The sequence below is a fragment of the Streptomyces sp. NPDC001513 genome (genome assembly GCF_042894695.1).
In the GTDB taxonomy this organism is placed as follows: domain Bacteria; phylum Actinomycetota; class Actinomycetes; order Streptomycetales; family Streptomycetaceae; genus Streptomyces.
This window is the reverse complement of record NZ_JBIAVU010000006.1, coordinates 223,839-242,683: the sequence shown is the minus strand read 5'-3', so window position 1 is coordinate 242,683 and position 18,845 is coordinate 223,839. Positions and strand designations below refer to the sequence as shown.

At 71.3% G+C, this 18,845-nt stretch carries 17 protein-coding genes; 5 read left to right on the top strand and 12 right to left on the bottom strand.

Features of this window, described 5'->3' with window-relative positions; genetic code table 11:
• Window positions 1-42 precede the first annotated feature (42 nt).
• From ACFYZ4_RS15720 to ACFYZ4_RS15665, 12 genes are all read right to left on the bottom strand, one after another.
• Window positions 43-435: a YccF domain-containing protein gene (locus ACFYZ4_RS15720; protein WP_351290606.1), complete on the bottom strand. Its 393-nt coding sequence runs from the start codon at window positions 433-435 to the stop codon at window positions 43-45.
• Window positions 432-1,295 carry a zinc metalloprotease HtpX gene (htpX, locus tag ACFYZ4_RS15715; RefSeq protein WP_351290608.1) on the bottom strand — a complete coding sequence of 288 codons (864 nt, stop codon included), beginning with the start codon at window positions 1,293-1,295 and terminating at the stop codon, window positions 432-434. The genes ACFYZ4_RS15720 and htpX overlap by 4 nt, the downstream gene beginning before the upstream one ends.
• 216 nt (window positions 1,296-1,511) lie before the next feature.
• Window positions 1,512-3,053, bottom strand: a complete 1,542-nt coding sequence (locus tag ACFYZ4_RS15710) for an NADH-quinone oxidoreductase subunit N (protein WP_390784138.1) — start codon at window positions 3,051-3,053, stop codon at window positions 1,512-1,514.
• Window positions 3,050-4,603 carry an NADH-quinone oxidoreductase subunit M gene (locus tag ACFYZ4_RS15705; protein WP_351290706.1) on the bottom strand — a complete coding sequence of 518 codons (1,554 nt, stop codon included), beginning with the start codon at window positions 4,601-4,603 and terminating at the stop codon, window positions 3,050-3,052. The genes ACFYZ4_RS15710 and ACFYZ4_RS15705 overlap by 4 nt, the downstream gene beginning before the upstream one ends.
• A 38-nt stretch (window positions 4,604-4,641) precedes the next feature.
• On the bottom strand, window positions 4,642-6,708 hold the full coding sequence (locus ACFYZ4_RS15700; protein ID WP_390784137.1) for an NADH-quinone oxidoreductase subunit L: 2,067 nt from the start codon (window positions 6,706-6,708) through the stop codon (window positions 4,642-4,644).
• Window positions 6,705-7,070: an NADH-quinone oxidoreductase subunit NuoK gene (nuoK, locus tag ACFYZ4_RS15695; RefSeq protein WP_351290614.1), complete on the bottom strand. Its 366-nt coding sequence runs from the start codon at window positions 7,068-7,070 to the stop codon at window positions 6,705-6,707. Before nuoK ends, ACFYZ4_RS15700 begins: the two co-directional genes overlap by 4 nt.
• A complete protein-coding gene (locus tag ACFYZ4_RS15690; protein ID WP_351589646.1) occupies window positions 7,070-7,672 on the bottom strand; it encodes an NADH-quinone oxidoreductase subunit J in 603 nt (200 codons plus the stop codon). The genes nuoK and ACFYZ4_RS15690 overlap by 1 nt, the downstream gene beginning before the upstream one ends.
• Window positions 7,669-8,304 carry an NADH-quinone oxidoreductase subunit I gene (locus ACFYZ4_RS15685; RefSeq protein ID WP_351589661.1) on the bottom strand — a complete coding sequence of 212 codons (636 nt, stop codon included), beginning with the start codon at window positions 8,302-8,304 and terminating at the stop codon, window positions 7,669-7,671. Before ACFYZ4_RS15685 ends, ACFYZ4_RS15690 begins: the two co-directional genes overlap by 4 nt.
• Window positions 8,301-9,269 carry a complex I subunit 1 family protein gene (locus ACFYZ4_RS15680; protein WP_351290618.1) on the bottom strand — a complete coding sequence of 323 codons (969 nt, stop codon included), beginning with the start codon at window positions 9,267-9,269 and terminating at the stop codon, window positions 8,301-8,303. The genes ACFYZ4_RS15685 and ACFYZ4_RS15680 overlap by 4 nt, the downstream gene beginning before the upstream one ends.
• Complete coding sequence (locus tag ACFYZ4_RS15675; protein WP_390784136.1) at window positions 9,266-10,687, bottom strand: NADH-quinone oxidoreductase subunit C; 1,422 nt, start codon at window positions 10,685-10,687, stop codon at window positions 9,266-9,268. The genes ACFYZ4_RS15680 and ACFYZ4_RS15675 overlap by 4 nt, the downstream gene beginning before the upstream one ends.
• Window positions 10,684-11,271 (bottom strand): NADH-quinone oxidoreductase subunit B, encoded by a 588-nt coding sequence (locus ACFYZ4_RS15670; RefSeq protein ID WP_390784135.1) that lies wholly within the window; start codon window positions 11,269-11,271, stop codon window positions 10,684-10,686. The genes ACFYZ4_RS15675 and ACFYZ4_RS15670 overlap by 4 nt, the downstream gene beginning before the upstream one ends.
• On the bottom strand, window positions 11,262-11,669 hold the full coding sequence (locus ACFYZ4_RS15665) for an NADH-quinone oxidoreductase subunit A (protein WP_215011233.1): 408 nt from the start codon (window positions 11,667-11,669) through the stop codon (window positions 11,262-11,264). The genes ACFYZ4_RS15670 and ACFYZ4_RS15665 overlap by 10 nt, the downstream gene beginning before the upstream one ends.
• A gap of 147 nt (window positions 11,670-11,816) precedes the next feature.
• On the opposite strand from ACFYZ4_RS15665, the gene ACFYZ4_RS15660 reads away from it, so the two are divergent.
• The 5 genes from ACFYZ4_RS15660 (at window position 11,817) to ACFYZ4_RS15640 (ending at window position 18,723) form a co-directional block, all read left to right on the top strand.
• A complete protein-coding gene (locus ACFYZ4_RS15660) occupies window positions 11,817-12,998 on the top strand; it encodes a sensor domain-containing protein (RefSeq protein WP_351290624.1) in 1,182 nt (393 codons plus the stop codon).
• A gap of 264 nt (window positions 12,999-13,262) precedes the next feature.
• Window positions 13,263-14,573, top strand: coding sequence for a sensor domain-containing protein (locus ACFYZ4_RS15655; RefSeq protein ID WP_351290626.1), 1,311 nt, complete (start codon window positions 13,263-13,265; stop codon window positions 14,571-14,573).
• A 325-nt stretch (window positions 14,574-14,898) separates the two neighbouring features.
• The gene (locus ACFYZ4_RS15650) at window positions 14,899-15,558 is read left to right on the top strand and encodes a response regulator transcription factor (RefSeq protein ID WP_351290710.1); all 660 of its coding nucleotides are present in this window, start codon (window positions 14,899-14,901) and stop codon (window positions 15,556-15,558) included.
• Between the two features lie 152 nt (window positions 15,559-15,710).
• Window positions 15,711-17,654, top strand: a complete 1,944-nt coding sequence (locus tag ACFYZ4_RS15645) for a 2-oxoacid:acceptor oxidoreductase subunit alpha (protein WP_351290628.1) — start codon at window positions 15,711-15,713, stop codon at window positions 17,652-17,654.
• Entirely contained in the window at window positions 17,647-18,723 is a 1,077-nt protein-coding gene (locus tag ACFYZ4_RS15640; protein ID WP_384345928.1) for a 2-oxoacid:ferredoxin oxidoreductase subunit beta, read from the top strand. Before ACFYZ4_RS15645 ends, ACFYZ4_RS15640 begins: the two co-directional genes overlap by 8 nt.
• Window positions 18,724-18,845 lie beyond the last annotated feature (122 nt).

Genomic DNA, 18,845 nt, shown 5'->3' with positions numbered 1-18,845 from the left:
GACGCACCCCACCGACAGTCCGCCGAGCCTGTGGACAACCCGTCAGCGGGAGGCGAACGGGGCGTCCGTCGGGACGATTTCGCGGCCCAGGGGGAGCAGGGCGAGCGGGACCATCTTGAAGTTGGCGATGCCGAAGGGGATGCCGATGAGCGTGATGCAGAGGGCGATGCCCGTGACGATGTGGCTCAGGGCCAGCCACCAGCCCGCCAGGACCAGCCACAGGACGTTGCCGATGCAGGAGCCGGCGCCGGCGTCGTGGCGCTCGACGGTGGTGTAGCCGAAGGGCCAGAGGGCGTAGACGGCGATGCGGAAGGCGGCGATGCCGAAGGGGATGCCGATGATGGTGATGCAGAGCAGCACGCCCGCGAGGAGGTATCCCAGGAACAGCCAGATGCCGCTCAGGATGAGCCAGATGACGTTCAGGATTGTCTTCATTGGCGGCGGCCTGCCATCTGTTCGAGCCGGGCGATGCGCTCGGCCATCGGAGGGTGTGTGGAGAACATCTTAGAAAGGCCCTCACCTGGACGGAACGGGTTGGCGATCATCATGTGGCTCGCCGTCTCCAGCCGGGGCTCCGCCGGCAGCGGGAGCTGCTTGGTGCCCGCGTCCAGCTTGCGCAGGGCGCTGGCCAGGGCGAGCGGGTCCCCCGTGAGCTGCGCGCCGGAGGCGTCGGCCTCGTACTCGCGCGAGCGGCTGATGGCCAGCTGGATCACGGAGGCGGCCAGCGGGCCCAGGATCATGATCAGCAGCATGCCGAGGAGGCCGGGGCCCTCGTCGTCGTTGGACCGGCCGATGGGAATCAGCCAGGCGAAGTTCACCAGGAACATGATCACCGAGGCGAGGGCGCCGGCGACCGACGAGATCAGGATGTCGCGGTTGTAGACGTGGCTGAGCTCGTGGCCGATGACCCCGCGCAGCTCGCGTTCGTCGAGGATGCGCAGGATGCCCTCGGTGCAGCAGACGGCGGCGTTGCGCGGGTTGCGGCCGGTGGCGAAGGCGTTGGGGGCCTCGGTGGGTGAGATGTAGAGGCGTGGCATGGGCTGGCGCGCGGACGTGGAGAGCTCGCGCACCATGCGGTAGAGCTGGGGGGCCTCGAACTCGCTGACAGGGCGGGCGCGCATCGCGCGTAGAGCCAGCTTGTCGCTGTTCCAGTACGCGTAGGCGTTCGTCCCCAGGGCGATGACGACGGCGACGATCAAGCCGGTCCGTCCGAAGAAGCTTCCGATGAGGATGATGAGTGCGGACAGCCCGCCGAGGAGTACGGCGGTCTTGAGCCCGTTGTGCCGGCGGTGCACGGTACGCCCTCCAAGTGGTGCGGCAGGGGGAGCCCCGTCATGGGTCTGAGGGTCTACGGTCCAGTGGACCCTCCCTTCCTGGTCAACGCGAGGTGAGGGCGTCTGGTTCCCAGGGCGCACGGGGGCGGCCGCCCGCCGCCGCCCCTCGGGAAGGGGCGGCGGGACCTCGGCGGGCCTTGCTCCGAACGGGTGAGGGCGGGTCCGGCGGCGTACGGACTACTGCGCGAAGAGGTTGCCCGACGCGAAGCGCAGGACCAGCTGCGGGGCGCCCGAGAGGACGATCGCGGTGATCGCGGTGACGACGATGGCCGCCGTCACCGGCCAGGGGGCCTTCGTACGGATCCGCGTGCCCTCGGCGGCCTCGGCGCCCTCCGGCCCGCGGAAGAGCAGCGCGGTCCACCGCAGGTAGTAGTAGAGGGCGATGACGACGTTGACCGCCATGACCACGGCGAGCCAGCCCAGGCCCGCGTCGACCGCGGACCGGAAGACGGTGACCTTGGCGAAGAGCCCGATGATGCCCGGCGGCAGGCCCGCCAGGCAGAGCAGGAAGAAGGCCAGCGAGAGGGCGGCCATCGGGCGCTCGGCGTACAGGCCCCGGTAGTCGCTGATCCGGTGGAGCGGCTTCGTCCGGGCGACGAGGGCGGCCACGGCGAAGGCGCCGAGGTTCACGGCGGCGTACATGAGGGCGTAGGCGACGGTGGAGCCGATCTGGTCGCGGCCGGAGTACGCGGCCGCGGCGATCGGGACCAGCAGGTAGCCGGCCTGGCCGACCGAGGACCAGGCGAGCAGCCGTACGGCGCTGTTCGGGCGGTCGGCGGACTGGCGCAGCGCGCCGGCGTTGCCCACGGTCATGGTGAGCGCGGCGAGGACGGCGAGGGCCGGGCCCCAGATGTCGGAGTACGCCGGGAAGGCGATCACGGTGACGAGGATGAGGCCGGTGAAGCCGACGGCCTTGCCGATCACCGAGAGGTAGCCGGCGATGGGCAGGGGGGCGCCGACGTAGGTGTCGGGGACCCAGAAGTGGAAGGGGACGGCGGCGGTCTTGAAGGCGAAGCCGACGAGGGTGAGCGCGACGCCGGCCATGGCGAGGGTGTCGAGCTGCCCGGGGACGTCTTCGAGGCGGTCGGCGACCTGGGTGAGGTGCAGGGAGCCGGTGGCGGCGTAGACGAAGCTGACGCCCATCAGCGACACGGCGGTGGCGGTGACGGAGGAGAGGAAGAACTTGAGGGCGGCCTCGGAGGAGAGCCGGTCACCGCGGCGCATGCCGACGAGGGCGAAGGCGGGCAGCGAGGCGACTTCCAGGGCGACGATCAGGGTGGCGAGGTCGCGGGAGGCCGGGAGCAGGGCCGCGCCGGCGGCGGAGGAGAGCAGCAGGAACCAGTACTCGCCGGCGGGCATGCGGAGGTCGCGGACGGCGGTGACCGACAGCAGCGCGGTGAGGAGGGCTCCGGCCAGCACCAGGAACTGGATGACCAGCGTGAAGTGGTCGGCGACGTAGCTGCAGGCCGCCGGGTCGCCGGTGAGGCAGAAGGTGGTGCGGTCGCCGGCGCGCAGCGGCAGCAGGGAGGCGGTCGCGGCGGCCAGGCCGGCGACCGAGATCCAGCCGAGGACCGGCTTGCGGTGCTCGGGCACGAAGAGGTCGGCGACGAGGACGAGCAGGCCGACGGCGGCGGTGATCACCACGGGTGCGATGGCGAGCCAGTCGACGGACTGGACCAGGCTGGGGGTCTCGGCGGCGAGGACCGTCAGGGCCGTCATGAGTTGCCTCCTGCGAGGAGCTTCTGGACGGCCGGGTCGGTGAGGCCGAGGAGGACCGCGGGCCACAGGCCGGCGAGGACGGTGAGGGCGACGAGGGGGGTCCAGGCGGCGAACTCGTAGTGCTGGATGTCCGCGACGGTGCGCTCGGGGCCGGCCTTGGGGTCTCCCATGCAGACGCGTCGTACGACGATCAGCAGGTAGGCGGCGGTGAGCAGGGTGCCGAACGCCCCGATGGCCGTGTAGGTGAGGAAGGCGGGGCGGGAGAGGCCCTCGGCGGGGTCGAAGGCGCCGAAGAGGGCCAGCATCTCGCCCCAGAAGCCGGCCAGGCCCGGCAGGCCGAGGGAGGCGACGGCGGCGAAGGCGAGGAAGGCGCCCATGCGGGGGGCGCGGCCGTAGAGGGCGGCGCCGGTGGCCCCGGCGAGGGTGTCGAGGTCGGCGGTGCCGTAGCGGTCCTTGAGGGCGCCGACCAGGAAGAAGAGGAGGCCTGTGATCAGGCCGTGGGCGATGTTGGCGAAGAGGGCGCCGTTGACTCCGGTGGGGGTCATGGACGCGATGCCGAGGAGGACGAAGCCCATGTGGCCGACGGAGGAGTACGCGATGAGGCGCTTGAGGTCGCCCTTGTTGCCCTTGCGGGCCAGCGCGAGGCAGGCGAGCGATCCGTAGACGATGCCGACGGCGGCGAAGGCGCCCAGGTAGGGGGCGAAGGTGGCCATGCCGTCGGGGGTGACGGGGAGCAGGATGCGGACGAACCCGTACGTGCCCATCTTGAGCAGGACGCCGGCCAGCAGGACGGATCCGACGGTGGGCGCGGCGGTGTGCGCGTCCGGCAGCCAGCTGTGCAGCGGCCACATCGGGGTCTTCACGGCAAGGCCGAGACCGATGGAGAGGACGGCCAGGAGCTGGGTGGTGTGGGACAGTTCGCGGCCGTTGTCAGAGGCCAGTGTCACCATGTCGAAAGTGCCGCTGTCGAGTCCGATCAGCAGCAGACCGAGCAGCATGACCACGGAGCCGAGGAGGGTGTAGAGGATGAACTTCCAGGCGGCGGCCTGCCGCTGAGCACCGCCCCAGCGGGCGATGAGGAAGTACATCGGGATGAGGACCATCTCGAAGGCGAGGAAGAAGAGCAGCAGGTCGAGGACGGCGAAGGTCGCGAGGGTGCCGGACTCGAGGACGAGGAGCAGCGCGACGAAGCCCTTCGGGGAGGGGCCTGCGGGGAGCTTGAAGTAGCTGTAGAGCGCGCAGAGGAAGAACAGCAGCGCGGTCATCAGGAGGAGGGGGAGCGAAATGCCGTCGACACCGAGGTGGATCCTGACGTCGAGCGCCGGGATCCAGCTGATGTCCGTCGTCGCCTGGAAGCGGGACGGGGCGTCGTGGTCGAAGCCCAGGGCGAGGGCGATCGCCGCGGCGAGGATCACGCCGGTCACGGTCACGCCGTGGCGGAGCACCGCCTGTTCGGGGCTGCGGCCCTTGAGGCCGGGCGGGGCCGGCAGGAGCGCGGCGACGGCGCCGAGGAGCGGTGCGGCCACGATGAACGCCAGAAGGAACTGCATCACGGACGGGCTGATATCAATCACGGCTGACTCACGGCTCACGATCCGGCGTTGACGTTGGCGAGGACGGCGGTGGCGATCGCCAGGACCACGGCGCCGGCGAGCAGGGCGCTCAGGTAGCTCTGCACGTTGCCGGTCTGGGCGCGGCGTACGAGGCTGCCGAGCAGCCGGGGGCCGGCGCCCGCGCCGCGGACGTACGTGTCCACGACCTCGCGGTCGAGGAAGCGGACGAGGCTTGCCGCCGCCCGGACGGGGCGGACGAAGAGCCTGTCGTAGACGGCGTCGAGGTGGAAGCCGTCGGCGGCGTGACGGTGCAGCGGGCCGAGGAGGGCTCGTCCGGGGTCGGGGGCGGGTCCGGCCGGGACGGCGGGGTGGTCGTGGGTGACCTCGGCGACCTCGGGGGTCTCGGCCGCGGACTCGGCGGCGGCGGTGGCCGCGGATGCGGCGGCGGCCACGGCGGCGGGCTGCGGGGCGCCCGCTCCGGTGCCGGGGACGGCTCCGGGGACGGCTCCGGCCGTGGCGGGGGTCGTGGCCGTACGGGCCACGGCGCGCTGCCAGAGGGCGTAGGTGAGCATCACGCCGATGACCGCGGCGCCCGTGCCGAGGACCGAGGTGACCAGGGTCGGGGTGAGCTGTTCGCCGTCGAACCAGTCGGCGATGGGGCCCGCCGCGAGGCCGAAGCCGACCGACGGGATCGCGAGCAGCCACAGCACGCCGGTCATGGCGACGGGCTCCTTGCCGTGGTCGGGGGCCGCTGCGCCCCGGCCGCGGAAGGCCATCAGCCACAGCCGGGTGGCGTAGGCGGCGGTGAGGAGGGCGGTCAGCACGCCGGCGACGAGCACCAGCCAGCCGGCGCTGCTGGGGGCGAGGTCCGAGTGGCCGGTGGCGGTCTGCTCGGCGGCGACGAGGACGGCTTCCTTGGAGAAGAAGCCGGCGAAGGGCGGGATGGCGGCGAGCGCGAGCAGCGCGATCGTCATCGTCCAGAAGGCGTCGGGGATGCGCTTGGTCAGGCCGTCCATCCGGGACATGGCGGCCAGGGAGTTCGTACCGGCGGCGTGGATGATCACGCCCGCACCGAGGAAGAGGAGCGCCTTGAAGACACCGTGGGACAGGAGGTGGAAGACGGCGGCGCCACGGTCGCCGACGGCCAGGGCGCCGGTCATGTAGCCGAGCTGGCCGATCGTGGAGTAGGCGAGCACCCGCTTGATGTCGTCCTGGGCGAGGGCGGCGAGGGCGGATCCGACCATCGTGACGGCCGCCATGACGGCCATGACCACCAGTGCGGCGCGGGAGGCCGCGAACACGGGGAGGAGACGGGCGACGAAGTAGACACCGGCGGCGACCATCGTCGCGGCGTGGATCAGCGCGGAGACCGGGGTGGGGCCCGCCATGGCGTCGGGGAGCCAGGTGTGCAGCGGGAACTGCGCGGACTTGCCCGCGACTCCGGCGAGCAGGAGCAGCGCGATCAGCGTCGGGTGGTCGAGTCCGCCGGCGGCGACGGTGCCCAGGATCTTCGTGATCTGGAAGGAGTCGGCGTCGGTGGCGAGCGCGAACAGGCCGATCAGGAAGGGGACGTCACCGAGCTTGGTGACGAGGAAGGCCTTCAGGGAGGCGGAGCGGGCCGCCTCGGTCTCCCAGTAGTGGCCCACCAGGAAGTACGAGCAGATGCCCATGACCTCCCAGCCGACCAGCAGCACCATCAGGTCGCCGGAGTAGACGACGAGCAGCATCGCGGAGGTGAACAGTGAGACGAGAGCGGCATACGACGGGTAGCGCGGGTCTTCACGGAGGTACGCCGTCGAGTAGAGCTGTACGCAGGTGGCGACGAGCCCGACCAGGACGGCGACCAGCACGGCGAAGCCGTCCAGGTACAGCGAGAGGTCGATCGGCACCGAGCCGGTGGGGGTCAGCTCGGTCGCCGTGCTGATCGCGGGGCCGCCGCCCTGGCGGACGGCGACGATCACGGCCAGTACGGCGGCGCCGAGCGTCGGCAGGATCGCGAGCGGCCGGACGAACCCGGGGGCGGTGCGGCCGAAGAGCAGTCCCGCCACCGCGCCCAGGAAGGGCAGGAGCGGGACGAGGACGGCGAGGGTCGTGGTGCTCACGCGGTGACCTCGCTCGGGGTGCTCGGGGTGCTCGGGGAGTTCTGGGCGGGCTCGTGGCCTTCGGCGGTGTCGCGCAGCCGGTCGACGTCGGAGGTGCCGCGGTTGCGGTAGACCATCAGCACGATCGCGAGGCCGATGCCGATCTCGGCGGCGGCGATGGCGATGGTGAAGAGGGTCAGGGCCTGGCCGGCGTGGAGGGCGTCGCGCAGCCAGACGTCGAAGGCCACCAGGTTGAGGTTGACGGCGTTGAGCATCAGCTCGACGGACATCAGGACCAGGATGGCGTTGCGGCGGGCGAGTACTCCGTACAGGCCCGTGCAGAAGAGGAGCGCCGCGAGGACGGCGGGGTAGGCGAGGTGCATCAGCGCTGCCCCTTGTCGCTGGCGTCGGCGTCTTCGGCGGGGTCGGTCCTGCGGGACAGCACGATGGCGCCGATCAGGGCCGCGAGGAGGAGGACGGAGAGCGCCTCGAAGGGCAGCACCCAGTGCTGGAAGAGGATCTCGCCGGAGACCTTCGTCGAGCCCTGGACCGGTCCGTCGAGGTCGATCCAGGTGGTGCGGAAGGCATCGACGACCACCCAGACCAGTGCAACGGCGGCGACGACGGCGACGCCGAGGGCGATCCAGCGGTTGCCGGAGTCCGCGTCCGGGGAGCGTCCGATGGGCGCCTTGGTGAGCATCAGCCCGAAGAGGAGGAGGACGACCACGGATCCGAGGTAGATGAGGACCTGGACCCAGGCGATGAACTCGGCGGTCAGCAGCAGGTACTCGACGGCGATGCCGCCGAGTGCGACGACCAGCCACAGGGCGGCGTGCACCAGTTGCCTGGTGGTGACCGTGACGAGGGCCGCGCCGAGGGTGGCGAGTCCGACGAGGACGAAGGCGATCTCGACGCCGGTCGGGGAGAGGAAACCGGGCCCGGTGGCGGCGGCCTGGGCTGCGGCCAGGGTGGCGGCGGGGGTCACGCGTCTCCCTCCGGGGTCGGGGTGGTCGGGGGTTCGGTTCCGCCGTCCGCGGCGGTGGCGGCCGCGGCCTCGGCGGCGGCTGCCGCTTCGGCTGCCGCGGCGGCGGCCGCCGCCGCTTCGGCCTTCTCCACTGCCTTGCGGGCGGCGGCGATCTCCTTGGGCTCCTCGGCGGCCGGGTCGAGCGCGGGCGGGGCCGGGACGGTCCACATCCACTCGCGGAGCTTGTCGCGCTCGTGGGTCAGCTCGTGGATGTCGGTCTCCGCGTACTCGAACTCCGGCGACCAGAAGAGGGCGTCGAAGGGGCACACCTCGATGCAGATGCCGCAGTACATGCAGAGGGAGAAGTCGATGGCGAAGCGGTCGAGGACGTTGCGGCTGCGCTCGCGGCCACCGGGGGTGGAGGCGGGGACCGTCTCCTTGTGGGAGTCGATGTAGATGCACCAGTCGGGGCACTCACGGGCGCACAGCATGCAGACCGTGCAGTTCTCCTCGAACAGGCCGATGACCCCGCGGGAGCGGGGCGGGAGTTCGGGCTGGACCTCGGGGTACTGGGCCGTGTGCGAGCGCTTCGTCATCGTGCGCAGCGTGACGGCCAGGCCCTTGGCGAGGCCGGATCCGGGGATGGGCATCAGTTCATCGCCACCTTCACGATGCCGGTGAGCGCGATCTGGGCGAGCGCGAGCGGGATGAGTACGGTCCAGGCGAGCTTCTGGAGCTGGTCCTCGCGCAGGCGCGGGTAGCTCACGCGGAGCCAGATCACGACGAAGGCGAGGATGCCGGTCTTGAGGAGGGTCCAGACCCAGCCGAGGCCGTCGGCGCCGAAGGGGCCCTGCCAGCCGCCGAGGAACAGGACGGTGGTGAGGGCGCAGAGGACGACGATGCCGGCGTACTCGGCGAGGAGGAACAGCGCGAAGCGCAGGCCGGTGTACTCGGTGTACGCGCCGAAGATGATCTCGGAGTCGGCGACGGGCATGTCGAAGGGGGGCCGCTGCAGTTCGGCGAGGCCGGCGGTGAAGAAGACGAGCGCGCCGACGATCTGCCAGGGCAGCCACCACCACTGGAAGCTCTCCACGATGCCGGGGAGGGAGACCGTCCCGGCGGCCATCGCGACGGAGGCGGCGGCGAGCAGCATGGGGAGCTCGTAGGCGAGCAGCTGGGCGGCGGTGCGCAGGCCGCCGAGCAGGGAGAACTTGTTCGCGGAGGCCCAGCCGGCCATGAGGGAGCCGAGGACTCCGACGCCCATGACGGCGAGCACGAAGAACAGGCCCGCGTCGATGACCTGGCCGACCGCGCCCTCGCCCGGGCCGATGGGGATGGCGAGGAGGACGAGGAGGTACGGGAGCAGGGCGACGGCGGGGGCCAGCTGGAAGATCCGGCGGTCGGCGTTGGCCGGGACGATGTCTTCCTTCTGCGCGAACTTCACGCCGTCGGCGACGAGCTGGGCCCAGCCGTGGAAGCCGCCCGCGTACATGGGGCCGAGGCGGCCCTGCATGTGGGCCATCACCTTGTGCTCGGTCTGCCCGACGACGAGCGGGAGCACGAGGAAGACGGCGAAGACGACGATCAGCCGCAGGGCGACGTCGAGGACATCGTTCACACGTCGCCTCCGTTGTCGGTGGTGGGGTGGGGGTCGGGGGTCGCCGGTTTCGCCGGTTTCGCCGGGGGCAGCGGAGTCTCGGGCTGCCGGTCCGCGGCTTCCGGGCCGGTTGCCTCCGGTGCGGGCGGGTCGGGCTCGGGCTTCGGCTTCGTCGGGGCTGCCGGCTCCTCGAAGGCGGGCTTCGGGTCGTGCCAGGGGGCGTCCGAGCTGCGGGGCGCGACCCGGCGGGGCGCGGGTGCGGGCTGCTGCGCGTCCGGGGTCTGGCTCGCGGAGCCTTCCGTCGCCGAGCGGGTACGGCGCGGCGGGCGAGCCTCGGGGGCCTCGGCCGCCGGTGTCTCCCCCGGTTCCGGGGCGGTCGGGGCCTGGCTCGCGGAACCGTCGCTCGCGCTGCGGGTACGGCGCGGCGGGCGGACGGGGGCTTCGGCGTCCGGGGTCGCCGGGGCGGTCTGGCCCGACGGGCCCTCCGGTGCGGAGGGGGTGGGGCGGGCCGGGGCTTCGGCGTCCGGGGTCGCCGCGGCGGCGGCCTGGCCGGCTGAGCCTTCCGATGCCGAGCGGGTACGGCGGGGCGGGCGGGCTTCGGGGGCGTCGGGGGCTTCAGGCGTCGGGGTGTCCCCCGGCTCCGCGGGTGCCTGGCCGGCCGAGCCTTCGGCGACCGAGCGGGTGCGGCGGACCGGGCGGGCCGGGGCTTCGGCGTCCGGGGTCGCCGGGGGCTGGGTGGCCGAGCCTTCGGCGACCGAGCGGGTGCGGCGGACCGGGGCGCCCTCGCGCGGGGTACGGGCGGCGGCGCCCGCCGCGCCGGCGGCGCGCGCGGTGCGGGCCGGGCGGGCGGGGGCCGGCGGGAGCTGGCCCTTCATCGGGCCCCAGTCGTTGGGGTCCGGGACGCCCGGCGGAAGCATCTGACGGCGCTTCGGCGCGTTCGGGTCGTGGGCCTCGCCCGGCTCCTTGGCGCCGGGCCAGGCCTTGGCGACGCGCGCGGCCAGGACGAAGTCCTTGCGCAGCGGGTGCCCTTCGAAGTTCTCCGGAAGGAGGAGGTGGACGAGGTGCGGGTGGTCGGTGAAGACGACCCCGAACATCTCGTACGTCTCCCGCTCGTGCCATTCCGCTCCCGCGTAGACGGCGATCGCCGACGGCAGGGAGGGGGCGCTGTGCGGGACGGTCGTGCGCAGCAGGAGGCGGCGTACGCGGTGGTTCTCCAGCGAGACGACGTGCGCGCAGATCCGGAAGCCGGTGCCGGGCTCGTCGACCGCGCTCAGCCAGTCGAAGTAGGTGCAGCCCAGTTTGTCGCGGGCGATTTCGAGGGCGGAGATCCAGCTGCCGACGGGCACGTCCACGGTGAGGACGTCGTACGAGAACTCGGCGACGGCCTCGGCTCCGAAGACCGTCGGCGCCGCGTCGGGGAGGGAGTCGTAGAGGTTCACGTACCGCTCCCTGGGGCCGGCGGGGCCGTGACCAGGCCGCTGGTGAGCTGGGAGACGGACGGCCCGGGCGCGTACCGCTCCGCCAGCGACTCGCGGGCGATCTTCTCCTGGAGCTTGAGGATGCCCTGCAGGAGCGCCTCGGGGCGCGGCGGGCAGCCCGGGACATAGACGTCGACGGGGATGATCTGGTCGACGCCCTTCGTCACCGAGTACGAGTCCCAGTACGGGCCGCCGCAGTTGGAGCAGGCGCCGAAGGAGATGACGTACTTCGGCTCCGGCATCTGCTCGTAGAGCCGCTTCACGGCCGGGGCCATCTTGTCCGTGACGGTGCCCGAGACGATCATGAGGTCGGCCTGGCGCGGTCCGGGCGCGAAGGGGATCACACCGAGGCGGATGAAGTCGTGCCGGGCCATGGAGGCGGCGATGAACTCGATCGCACAGCAGGCCAGACCGAAGTTGAAGACCCACAGGCTGTACCGGCGGCCCCAGTTCAGGACCACCTTCATGGGTTCCGGGGCGAGGCGGGAGAGGACTCCCAGGCGCTTGGGCTCCGGGAGCAGCTCCGGCTGAGGTGTCACGTCCATTCGAGGACGCCCTTCTTGTACGCATAGAGCAGGCCGACGGCCAGGAAGCCCAGGAAGATGAACATCTCCACCAGCGTCGTGGCGCCGTAACCGGCGGCGGCGAACACCGTCGCCCACGGGAACAGGAAGATCGAGTCGACGGCGAAGATGACGTAGAGGAACGCGTAGACGTAGTAGCGGACCTGGGTGTGCGCCCAGCCCTCGCCGACCGGGTCCACACCGCATTCGTAGGTCAGCAGCTTCTCGCGGGTCGGGACCACGGGCCGCAGCAGGCGGCCGGCGCCGAAGGCCACGGCTACGAAGAGCACACCGAGAGCGGCCAGCAGACCGACGACCGAATAACTCCGGAAGTAGTCCGCCGCGAGCACGGTTACGGTCGATACCGTTGGTTCGGGCACGTCCGTTCCTCGCTCCTCGGTCACTGTCGACGATCTGGTACGGACGGGAGTCTAGGGCCTGCCTCACACGGGGTGGGGTTATCCCCCGTTCACAGCACCCCGGACACCCCATGGCATCGGCGGGCCGCTCTTGACAGGCTGTGGCCCATGACCACGAGCCATGCCATCCCCGACAACGATCGGCCTCCTCCCGTGCGCGCCGCTTTCAGCGCCGTGACGTGGAAGGAACTCGCCTATCTGCTGACCAATCTGCCGTTGGCGATCGTCGGATTCGTTTACGCGGTTGTCATGGTTTCCGTCACGGGCGGTCTTTCCGTGACCGCGATCGGAATTCCCCTGCTCGCATGCGGTCTCTATCTGTCTCGGCAAATGGGACGGCTGGACCGGGCACGCGCCCGCGTGCTGCTCGGCGTACGGGTGGACGAGCCGACCCCGATCCCCGGCCCGAAACGGTCCGGCGGATTTTTCCCCTGGTTGTGGACGAGCATCAAGGACCCGGTCGGCTGGCGGACCGTGCTGTACCAGCTGATCCGGCTGCCGTGGGGGGTGCTCACCTTCACGGTAGCCCTGACCGGCCTGTTCGTGCTGTGGCCGGTGCTGCCGTACGTGGCGCGGCTGCTGGCGAACGCGGACCGGGCGATGGTACGGGGGCTGCTGTCGCCCTCCGACGACCTGGAGCGGCGGATCGCGGAGCTGGAGTCCGACCGCGGCGTGGTCGTCGACACCGCGGCGGCCGACCTGCGGCGCATCGAGCGGGACCTGCACGACGGGGCGCAGGCGCGGCTGGTGGCGCTGGCGATGGGGCTGGGCCTGGCGAAGGAGAAGCTGCTGGAGGACCCGGAGGGCGCGGCCGCGATGGTCGACGAGGCCCACGGGGAGGTGAAGCTGGCGCTCCAGGAGCTGCGGGACCTCGCGCGCGGGATCCATCCGGCCGTGCTGACGGACCGGGGGCTGGACGCGGCGCTGTCGTCGGTGGCCGCGCGGTGCGTGGTGCCGGTGAAGGTGGCGGTGGACCTGCCGGAGGCGCGGCCGGCGGAGGCGATCGAGGGGATCGCGTACTTCGTGGTGTCCGAGCTGCTGCAGAACGTGAGCAAGCACGCGGGGCCGGGGGCGCGGGGCGCGAGCGTGGAGGTGTGGCGGGCGGGGGCGCGGCTGCTGATACGGGTGGCGGATGACGGGCGGGGCGGAGCGGGGGCCTCCGGCGGGGGGAGCGGGTTGGCGGGGCTGGCGGAGCGGTTGGGGGCGGTGGACGGGGTGCTGGTGGTGGACTCGCCCGCGGGTGTCGGGACGACGGTTACGGCGGAGCTGCCGTGGCGTGACCGGGGCTGAGCCGCCGGGCCCCCTTTGTTTTTGTTGAGCGGGACTCCTGCCCGGGTGGGCGGGGGTCCCGTTCGTGTGTCGGGTGCGGGTGCGTTTCCTGGGGCGCCGCCCCAGACCCCGCGCCTCAAACGCCGGCGGGGCTGGAATGGGCGCGGCCGCTTCGGCGGTGGGGTTAACCCCCGGGTCTAGAGGCCCACTCGCTGCATGGTTCGGGGGTGGGGTGGGGCGGCAGGGTGGGGGTGTAGCTGAGGAGCGGAAGGGTGGGTCGGGATCATGGACGACGGCAAGGGCACGGGCGGTGGTGTCGGTGCGGTGCTGCGGGCTCCTGTTGAGGGGCGGACCTGGCGGGAGTTCGGGTACCTGCTGATCGGGCTGCCGCTGAGCACGCTGTACTTCTCGCTCGCCATCACCGGGGTGAGCCTCGGCGCGGGACTGCTCGTCACCTTCCTCGGTGTGCCGGTCCTCGCCGGCGTGCTGGCCATGTGCCGCGGGTTCGGTGCGGTGGAGCGGGCCCGGGTGCGCGTGCTGCTCGGGGCCGACATCGCCGCCCCCGCGCCGATCCGGGCCAAGAAGGCCGGGCCGCTCGCCGCGATGGGTGCGCTGCTCAAGAGCGGGAGCGCCTGGCGGCACGTGCTGTACTCAGTGATCCACTTCCCGTGGGCGGTGTTCGGGTTCTGCATGGCACTGACGTTCTGGGCGACGGGTTGGACGCTCCTGCTGTACCCGTTCTGGTTCTGGGTCATCCCGACCTACACCGACCAGCCCGGGATGATGCTCTTCCAGAACGGCGACTACTCCTTCTTCGTCGATTCGCCCCTGGAGATCGCCTTCGCCTGCCTCGTCGGACTGGCGATCACCCTCGCCACCCCCTGGCTGATCCGGGCCCTGACCACCGTCGACCGGGTCATGGTCGGCGGGCTGCTCGGAGGCTCCCGGCTGGCGAGCCGCGTCACCGAGCTGGAGTCGGACCGGGGCGTGGTGGTGGACACCGCGGCGGCCGACCTGCGGCGCATCGAGCGGGACCTGCACGACGGGGCGCAGGCGCGGCTGGTGTCGCTCGCGATGGATCTGGGGCTGGCGAAGGAGAAGCTCGCCGAGGATCCGCGGGCCGCGGCGCGCATGGTGGACGAGGCGCACGGCGAGGTGAAGATCGCCCTGCAGGAGCTGCGGGACCTCGCGCGGGGGATCCATCCGGCCGTGCTGACGGACCGGGGGCTGGACGCGGCGCTGTCGTCGGTGGCGGCGCGGTGTGCGGTGCCGGTGCGGGTGGCCGTGGATCTTCCGGCCCGGCCGGTGGCGGCGATCGAGGGGATCGCGTACTTCACGGTCTCGGAGCTGCTGCAGAACGTGAGCAAGCACGCGATGGCACGGTCGGCCTCGGTGGACGTGTGGAAGTCCGGGGAGCGGCTGCTGATCCAGGTGGCGGATGACGGGCGGGGTGGGGCGGGGGCCTCCGGCGGGGGGAGCGGGTTGGCGGGGTTGACGGGGCGGTTGGATGCGGTGGACGGGGTGCTGGTGGTGGACTCGCCCGACGGGGTCGGGACGACGGTTACGGCGGAGCTGCCGTGGCGTGACCGGGGCTGAGCCCCCGGGCCCCCTTTTTTGTTGCTGGTGAGCGGGACTCCCGTGCGGGGTGGGCGGGGGTCCCGTTCGTGTGTCGGGTGCGGGTGCGGGTGCGTTTCCTGGGGCGCCGCCCCAGACCCCGCGCCTCAAACGCCGGCGGGGCTGGATTTGGCGCGGCCACGCCCTTGGGGGCGGCAGGTGGGCTTCCGGTTGGGGAAAACTGCCGCCGGGCGCCCACGTGTTGTCTCGGCTCTGCCTTCACCAGGACTTAAGGCTGGGATGCTTGGCTGAGTCGTGTAGTGCGGGAACGAGTGGACGCGGGAGCTGCAACGTCGTGGAAGACAGGGTGCGGGTGGTCATCGCCGAGGATTCAGTGCTGCTGCGTGAGGGCCTGACCCGGTTGCTGACCGACCGGGGGCATGACGTCGTGGCGGGCGTCGGGGACGCTGAGGCCCTGCTCAAGACGATCGCGGAGCTGGCGGCCGAGGACGCGCTGCCGGATGTGGTGGTGGCCGACGTACGGATGCCGCCGACACACACCGACGAGGGCGTACGGGCGGCCGTACGGCTGCGCCGGGACCATCCCGGGATAGGCGTGCTCGTGTTGTCGCAGTACGTGGAGGAGCAGTACGCCACCGAACTCCTGGCCGGTTCGAGCACCGGGGTGGGGTACCTCCTCAAGGACCGGGTGGCCGAGGTACGGGAGTTCCTGGACGCGGTGGTCCGGGTGGCCCGGGGCGGTACGGCCCTGGACCCCGAGGTCGTCGCCCAGCTGCTCGGCCGCAGCCGCAAGCAGGACGTCCTGGCGGGTCTGACCCCGCGCGAGCGCGAGGTGCTCGGGCTGATGGCCGAGGGACGGACGAATTCCGCCGTGGCCAAGCAGCTGGTCGTGAGCGACGGGGCGGTGGAGAAGCACGTCAGCAACATCTTCATGAAACTGGGCCTCTCGCCGAGTGACGGGGATCACCGGCGTGTACTGGCCGTTCTCACCTATCTGAAATCTTGATCGACTGACACTCTGTCAGATACGGCATACCGGTCGGGCCGTCTCAAGGGGCGGTCCTACGGTCCAGAATGTGGTCGCCTCCGGGGAGCCTGATCCCTACGGACGTAGGGTGGGTTCTGGGGGTGCTCACGCCTCGAAGGAGGTCCAGTTCAGTGACCAGCCAGGTCAGCAGCCCAGCCGAGCAGGCCGACGGGGCTGGGGGTGCGGTTGTCGGTGGACAACGCACCCCGGCGAGCCCGGGCAGCAAGGAAGTACGCCGTCTCGATCGTGTGATCATCCGGTTCGCGGGTGACTCCGGTGACGGTATGCAGCTCACCGGTGACCGGTTCACCTCGGAGACGGCGTCGTTCGGAAACGACCTGTCGACGCTGCCGAACTTCCCCGCCGAGATCCGCGCCCCTGCCGGAACCCTCCCGGGCGTCTCCTCCTTCCAGCTCCACTTCGCCGACCACGACATCCTCACGCCGGGCGACGCCCCGAACGTGCTGGTGGCGATGAATCCGGCGGCGCTGAAGGCGAACATCGCGGACGTGCCGCGCGGCGCGGAGATCATCATCAACACGGATGAGTTCACCAAGCGCCCGATGGCCAAGGTCGGCTACGAGGTCTCGCCGCTGGAAGACGGCTCCCTGGACGCGTACAACCTCCACCCGGTACCGCTGACCACCCTGACGGTCGAGGCGCTGAAGGACTTCGGGCTCTCCCGCAAGGAGGCCGAGCGCAGCAAGAACATGTTCGCGCTGGGCCTGCTGTCGTGGATGTACCACCGGCCCACCGAGGGCACCGAGAAGTTCCTGCGGCAGAAGTTCGCGAAGAAGCCGGAGATCGCCGAGGCGAACATCGTCGCCTTCCGGGCCGGCTGGAACTTCGGGGAGACGACGGAGGACTTCGCGGTCTCCTACGAGGTCGCGCCCGCCACCCGCGCCTTCCCGACCGGCACCTACCGGAACATCTCCGGGAACCTGGCCCTGTCCTACGGCCTCATCGCCGCGAGCCAGCAGGCCGACCTGCCCCTCTACCTGGGCTCCTACCCGATCACCCCGGCCTCGGACATCCTGCACGAGCTGTCGAAGCACAAGAACTTCGGCGTGCGGACCTTCCAGGCCGAGGACGAGATCGCCGGCATCGGCGCGGCGCTCGGCGCGGCCTTCGGCGGGGCCCTCGGGGTGACCACCACCTCCGGGCCCGGCGTGGCGCTCAAGTCGGAGACCATCGGTCTCGCGGTGTCGCTGGAGCTTCCGCTGCTCATCGTGGACATCCAGCGCGGCGGCCCCTCCACCGGTCTGCCGACGAAGACGGAGCAGGCGGACCTCCTCCAGGCCATGTTCGGCCGCAACGGCGAGGCGCCCGTCCCGATCGTGGCCCCGCGGACCCCCGCGGACTGCTTCGACGCCGCCCTGGACGCGGCCCGGATCGCGCTGACCTACCGGACTCCGGTCTTCCTGCTCTCCGACGGCTACCTCGCCAACGGGTCCGAGCCCTGGCGGATCCCGGAGGTCGCGGACCTGCCCGACCTGAAGGTCAAGTTCGCCACCGGCGCGAACCACACCCTCGCCGACGGCACCGAGGTGTTCTGGCCGTACAAGCGGGACCCGGAGACACTCGCCCGGCCGTGGGCCGTTCCCGGCACGCCCGGCCTCGAACACCGCATCGGCGGCATCGAGAAGCAGGACGGCACCGGCAACATCTCCTACGACCCCGCCAACCACGACCTCATGGTCCGCACCCGTCAGGCGAAGATCGACGGCATCCGGGTGCCGGACCTGGACGTCGACGACCCGGACGGCGCAACCACCCTGGTCCTGGGCTGGGGTTCCACCTACGGCCCCATCACCGCGGCCGTGCGCCGGCTGCGGAACGCCGGACTCCCGGTCGCGCAGGCCCACCTGCGCCACCTGAACCCCTTCCCCAGGAATCTCGGCGAGGTCCTGGAGCGTTACGAGAAGGTAGTGGTGCCGGAGATGAACCTCGGGCAGCTCGCCATCCTGGTCCGGGCGAAATACCTGGTCGACGCGCAGTCGTACACGCAGGTCAATGGAATGCCGTTCAAGGCCGAGCAGCTCGCAAAGGTCCTCGAGGAGGCCATCAATGACTGAGGTGACCGTGACCGACGGGTCCCGCACACTGCTTTCGCTGGTGCCCAAGGCCGAGTCCAAGCAGTCGATGAAGGACTTCAAGTCGGACCAGGAGGTCCGCTGGTGCCCCGGCTGCGGCGACTACGCCGTGCTCGCCGCCGTTCAGGGCTTCATGCCCGAACTGGGGCTGGCGAAGGAGAACATCGTCTTCGTCTCCGGCATCGGCTGCTCCTCCCGCTTCCCGTACTACATGAACACGTACGGGATGCACTCCATCCACGGCCGCGCGCCCGCCATCGCCACCGGCCTCGCCACCTCCCGGCGCGACCTGTCCGTCTGGGTGGTCACGGGTGACGGCGACGCGCTCTCCATCGGCGGCAACCACCTGATCCACGCCCTGCGCCGCAACGTCAACCTCAAGATCCTGCTGTTCAACAACCGGATCTACGGGCTGACCAAGGGGCAGTACTCCCCCACGTCCGAGGTCGGCAAGATCACCAAGTCCACGCCGATGGGCTCGCTGGACTCGCCGTTCAACCCGGTGTCGCTGGCGATCGGCGCCGAGGCCTCCTTCGTCGCCCGTACCGTCGACTCCGACCGCAAGCACCTCACCGAGGTGCTCCGTGCGGCGGCCGACCACCAGGGCACGGCGCTCGTCGAGATCTACCAGAACTGCAACATCTTCAACGACGGCGCCTTCGAGGTCCTCAAGGACAACGACCAGGCGCTGGAGGCCGTGATCCGGCTGGAGGACGGCCGGCCGATCCGTTTCGGCGCGGACGGCGCGAAGGGCGTCGTACGCAACCAGGCCACCGGCGACCTGGAGGTCGTCGACGTCACCCCGGCCAACGAGTCGCGGATCCTGGTCCACGACGCGAAGACCGCCAGCCCGACGACGGCGTTCGCGCTCTCCCGCCTGGCCGACCCCGACACCCTGCACCACACCCCCATCGGGGTCTTCCGCAGCGTCGAACGGCCCGTCTACGACACCCTCATGGCCGACCAGCTCGACACGGCCATCGACCGCAGCGGCAAGGGCGACCTCGGTGCGCTGCTGACCGGCAACGACACCTGGACCGTCGTCGGCTGACCCGCCCGCCACGGACACGGCCGTACGGAGCCGCACGAAGCCCGGATCTCGCAGGAGATCCGGGCTTCAGCACGTTCGCCCTCTCGCCCGGGCGCGCAAGCCCCTGGAGATGTCATGAGTAT

What these genes read in the sequence shown, in the direction of transcription:
- ACFYZ4_RS15720 (WP_351290606.1), bottom strand. Translation starts at nt 435, where the DNA reads ATGAAGACAATCCTGAACGTCATCTGGCTCATCCTGAGCGGCATCTGG.
- ACFYZ4_RS15710 (WP_390784138.1), bottom strand. Translation starts at nt 3,053, where the DNA reads ATGACGGCCCTGACGGTCCTCGCCGCCGAGACCCCCAGCCTGGTCCAG.
- ACFYZ4_RS15705 (WP_351290706.1), bottom strand. Translation starts at nt 4,603, where the DNA reads ATGCAGTTCCTTCTGGCGTTCATCGTGGCCGCACCGCTCCTCGGCGCC.
- nuoK (WP_351290614.1), bottom strand. Translation starts at nt 7,070, where the DNA reads ATGCACCTCGCCTACCCCGCCGTCCTCGCGGCGCTCCTCTTCTGCACG.
- ACFYZ4_RS15670 (WP_390784135.1), bottom strand. Translation starts at nt 11,271, where the DNA reads ATGGACGTGACACCTCAGCCGGAGCTGCTCCCGGAGCCCAAGCGCCTG.
- ACFYZ4_RS15660 (WP_351290624.1), top strand. Translation starts at nt 11,817, where the DNA reads ATGACCACGAGCCATGCCATCCCCGACAACGATCGGCCTCCTCCCGTG.
- ACFYZ4_RS15655 (WP_351290626.1), top strand. Translation starts at nt 13,263, where the DNA reads ATGGACGACGGCAAGGGCACGGGCGGTGGTGTCGGTGCGGTGCTGCGG.
- ACFYZ4_RS15640 (WP_384345928.1), top strand. Translation starts at nt 17,647, where the DNA reads ATGACTGAGGTGACCGTGACCGACGGGTCCCGCACACTGCTTTCGCTG.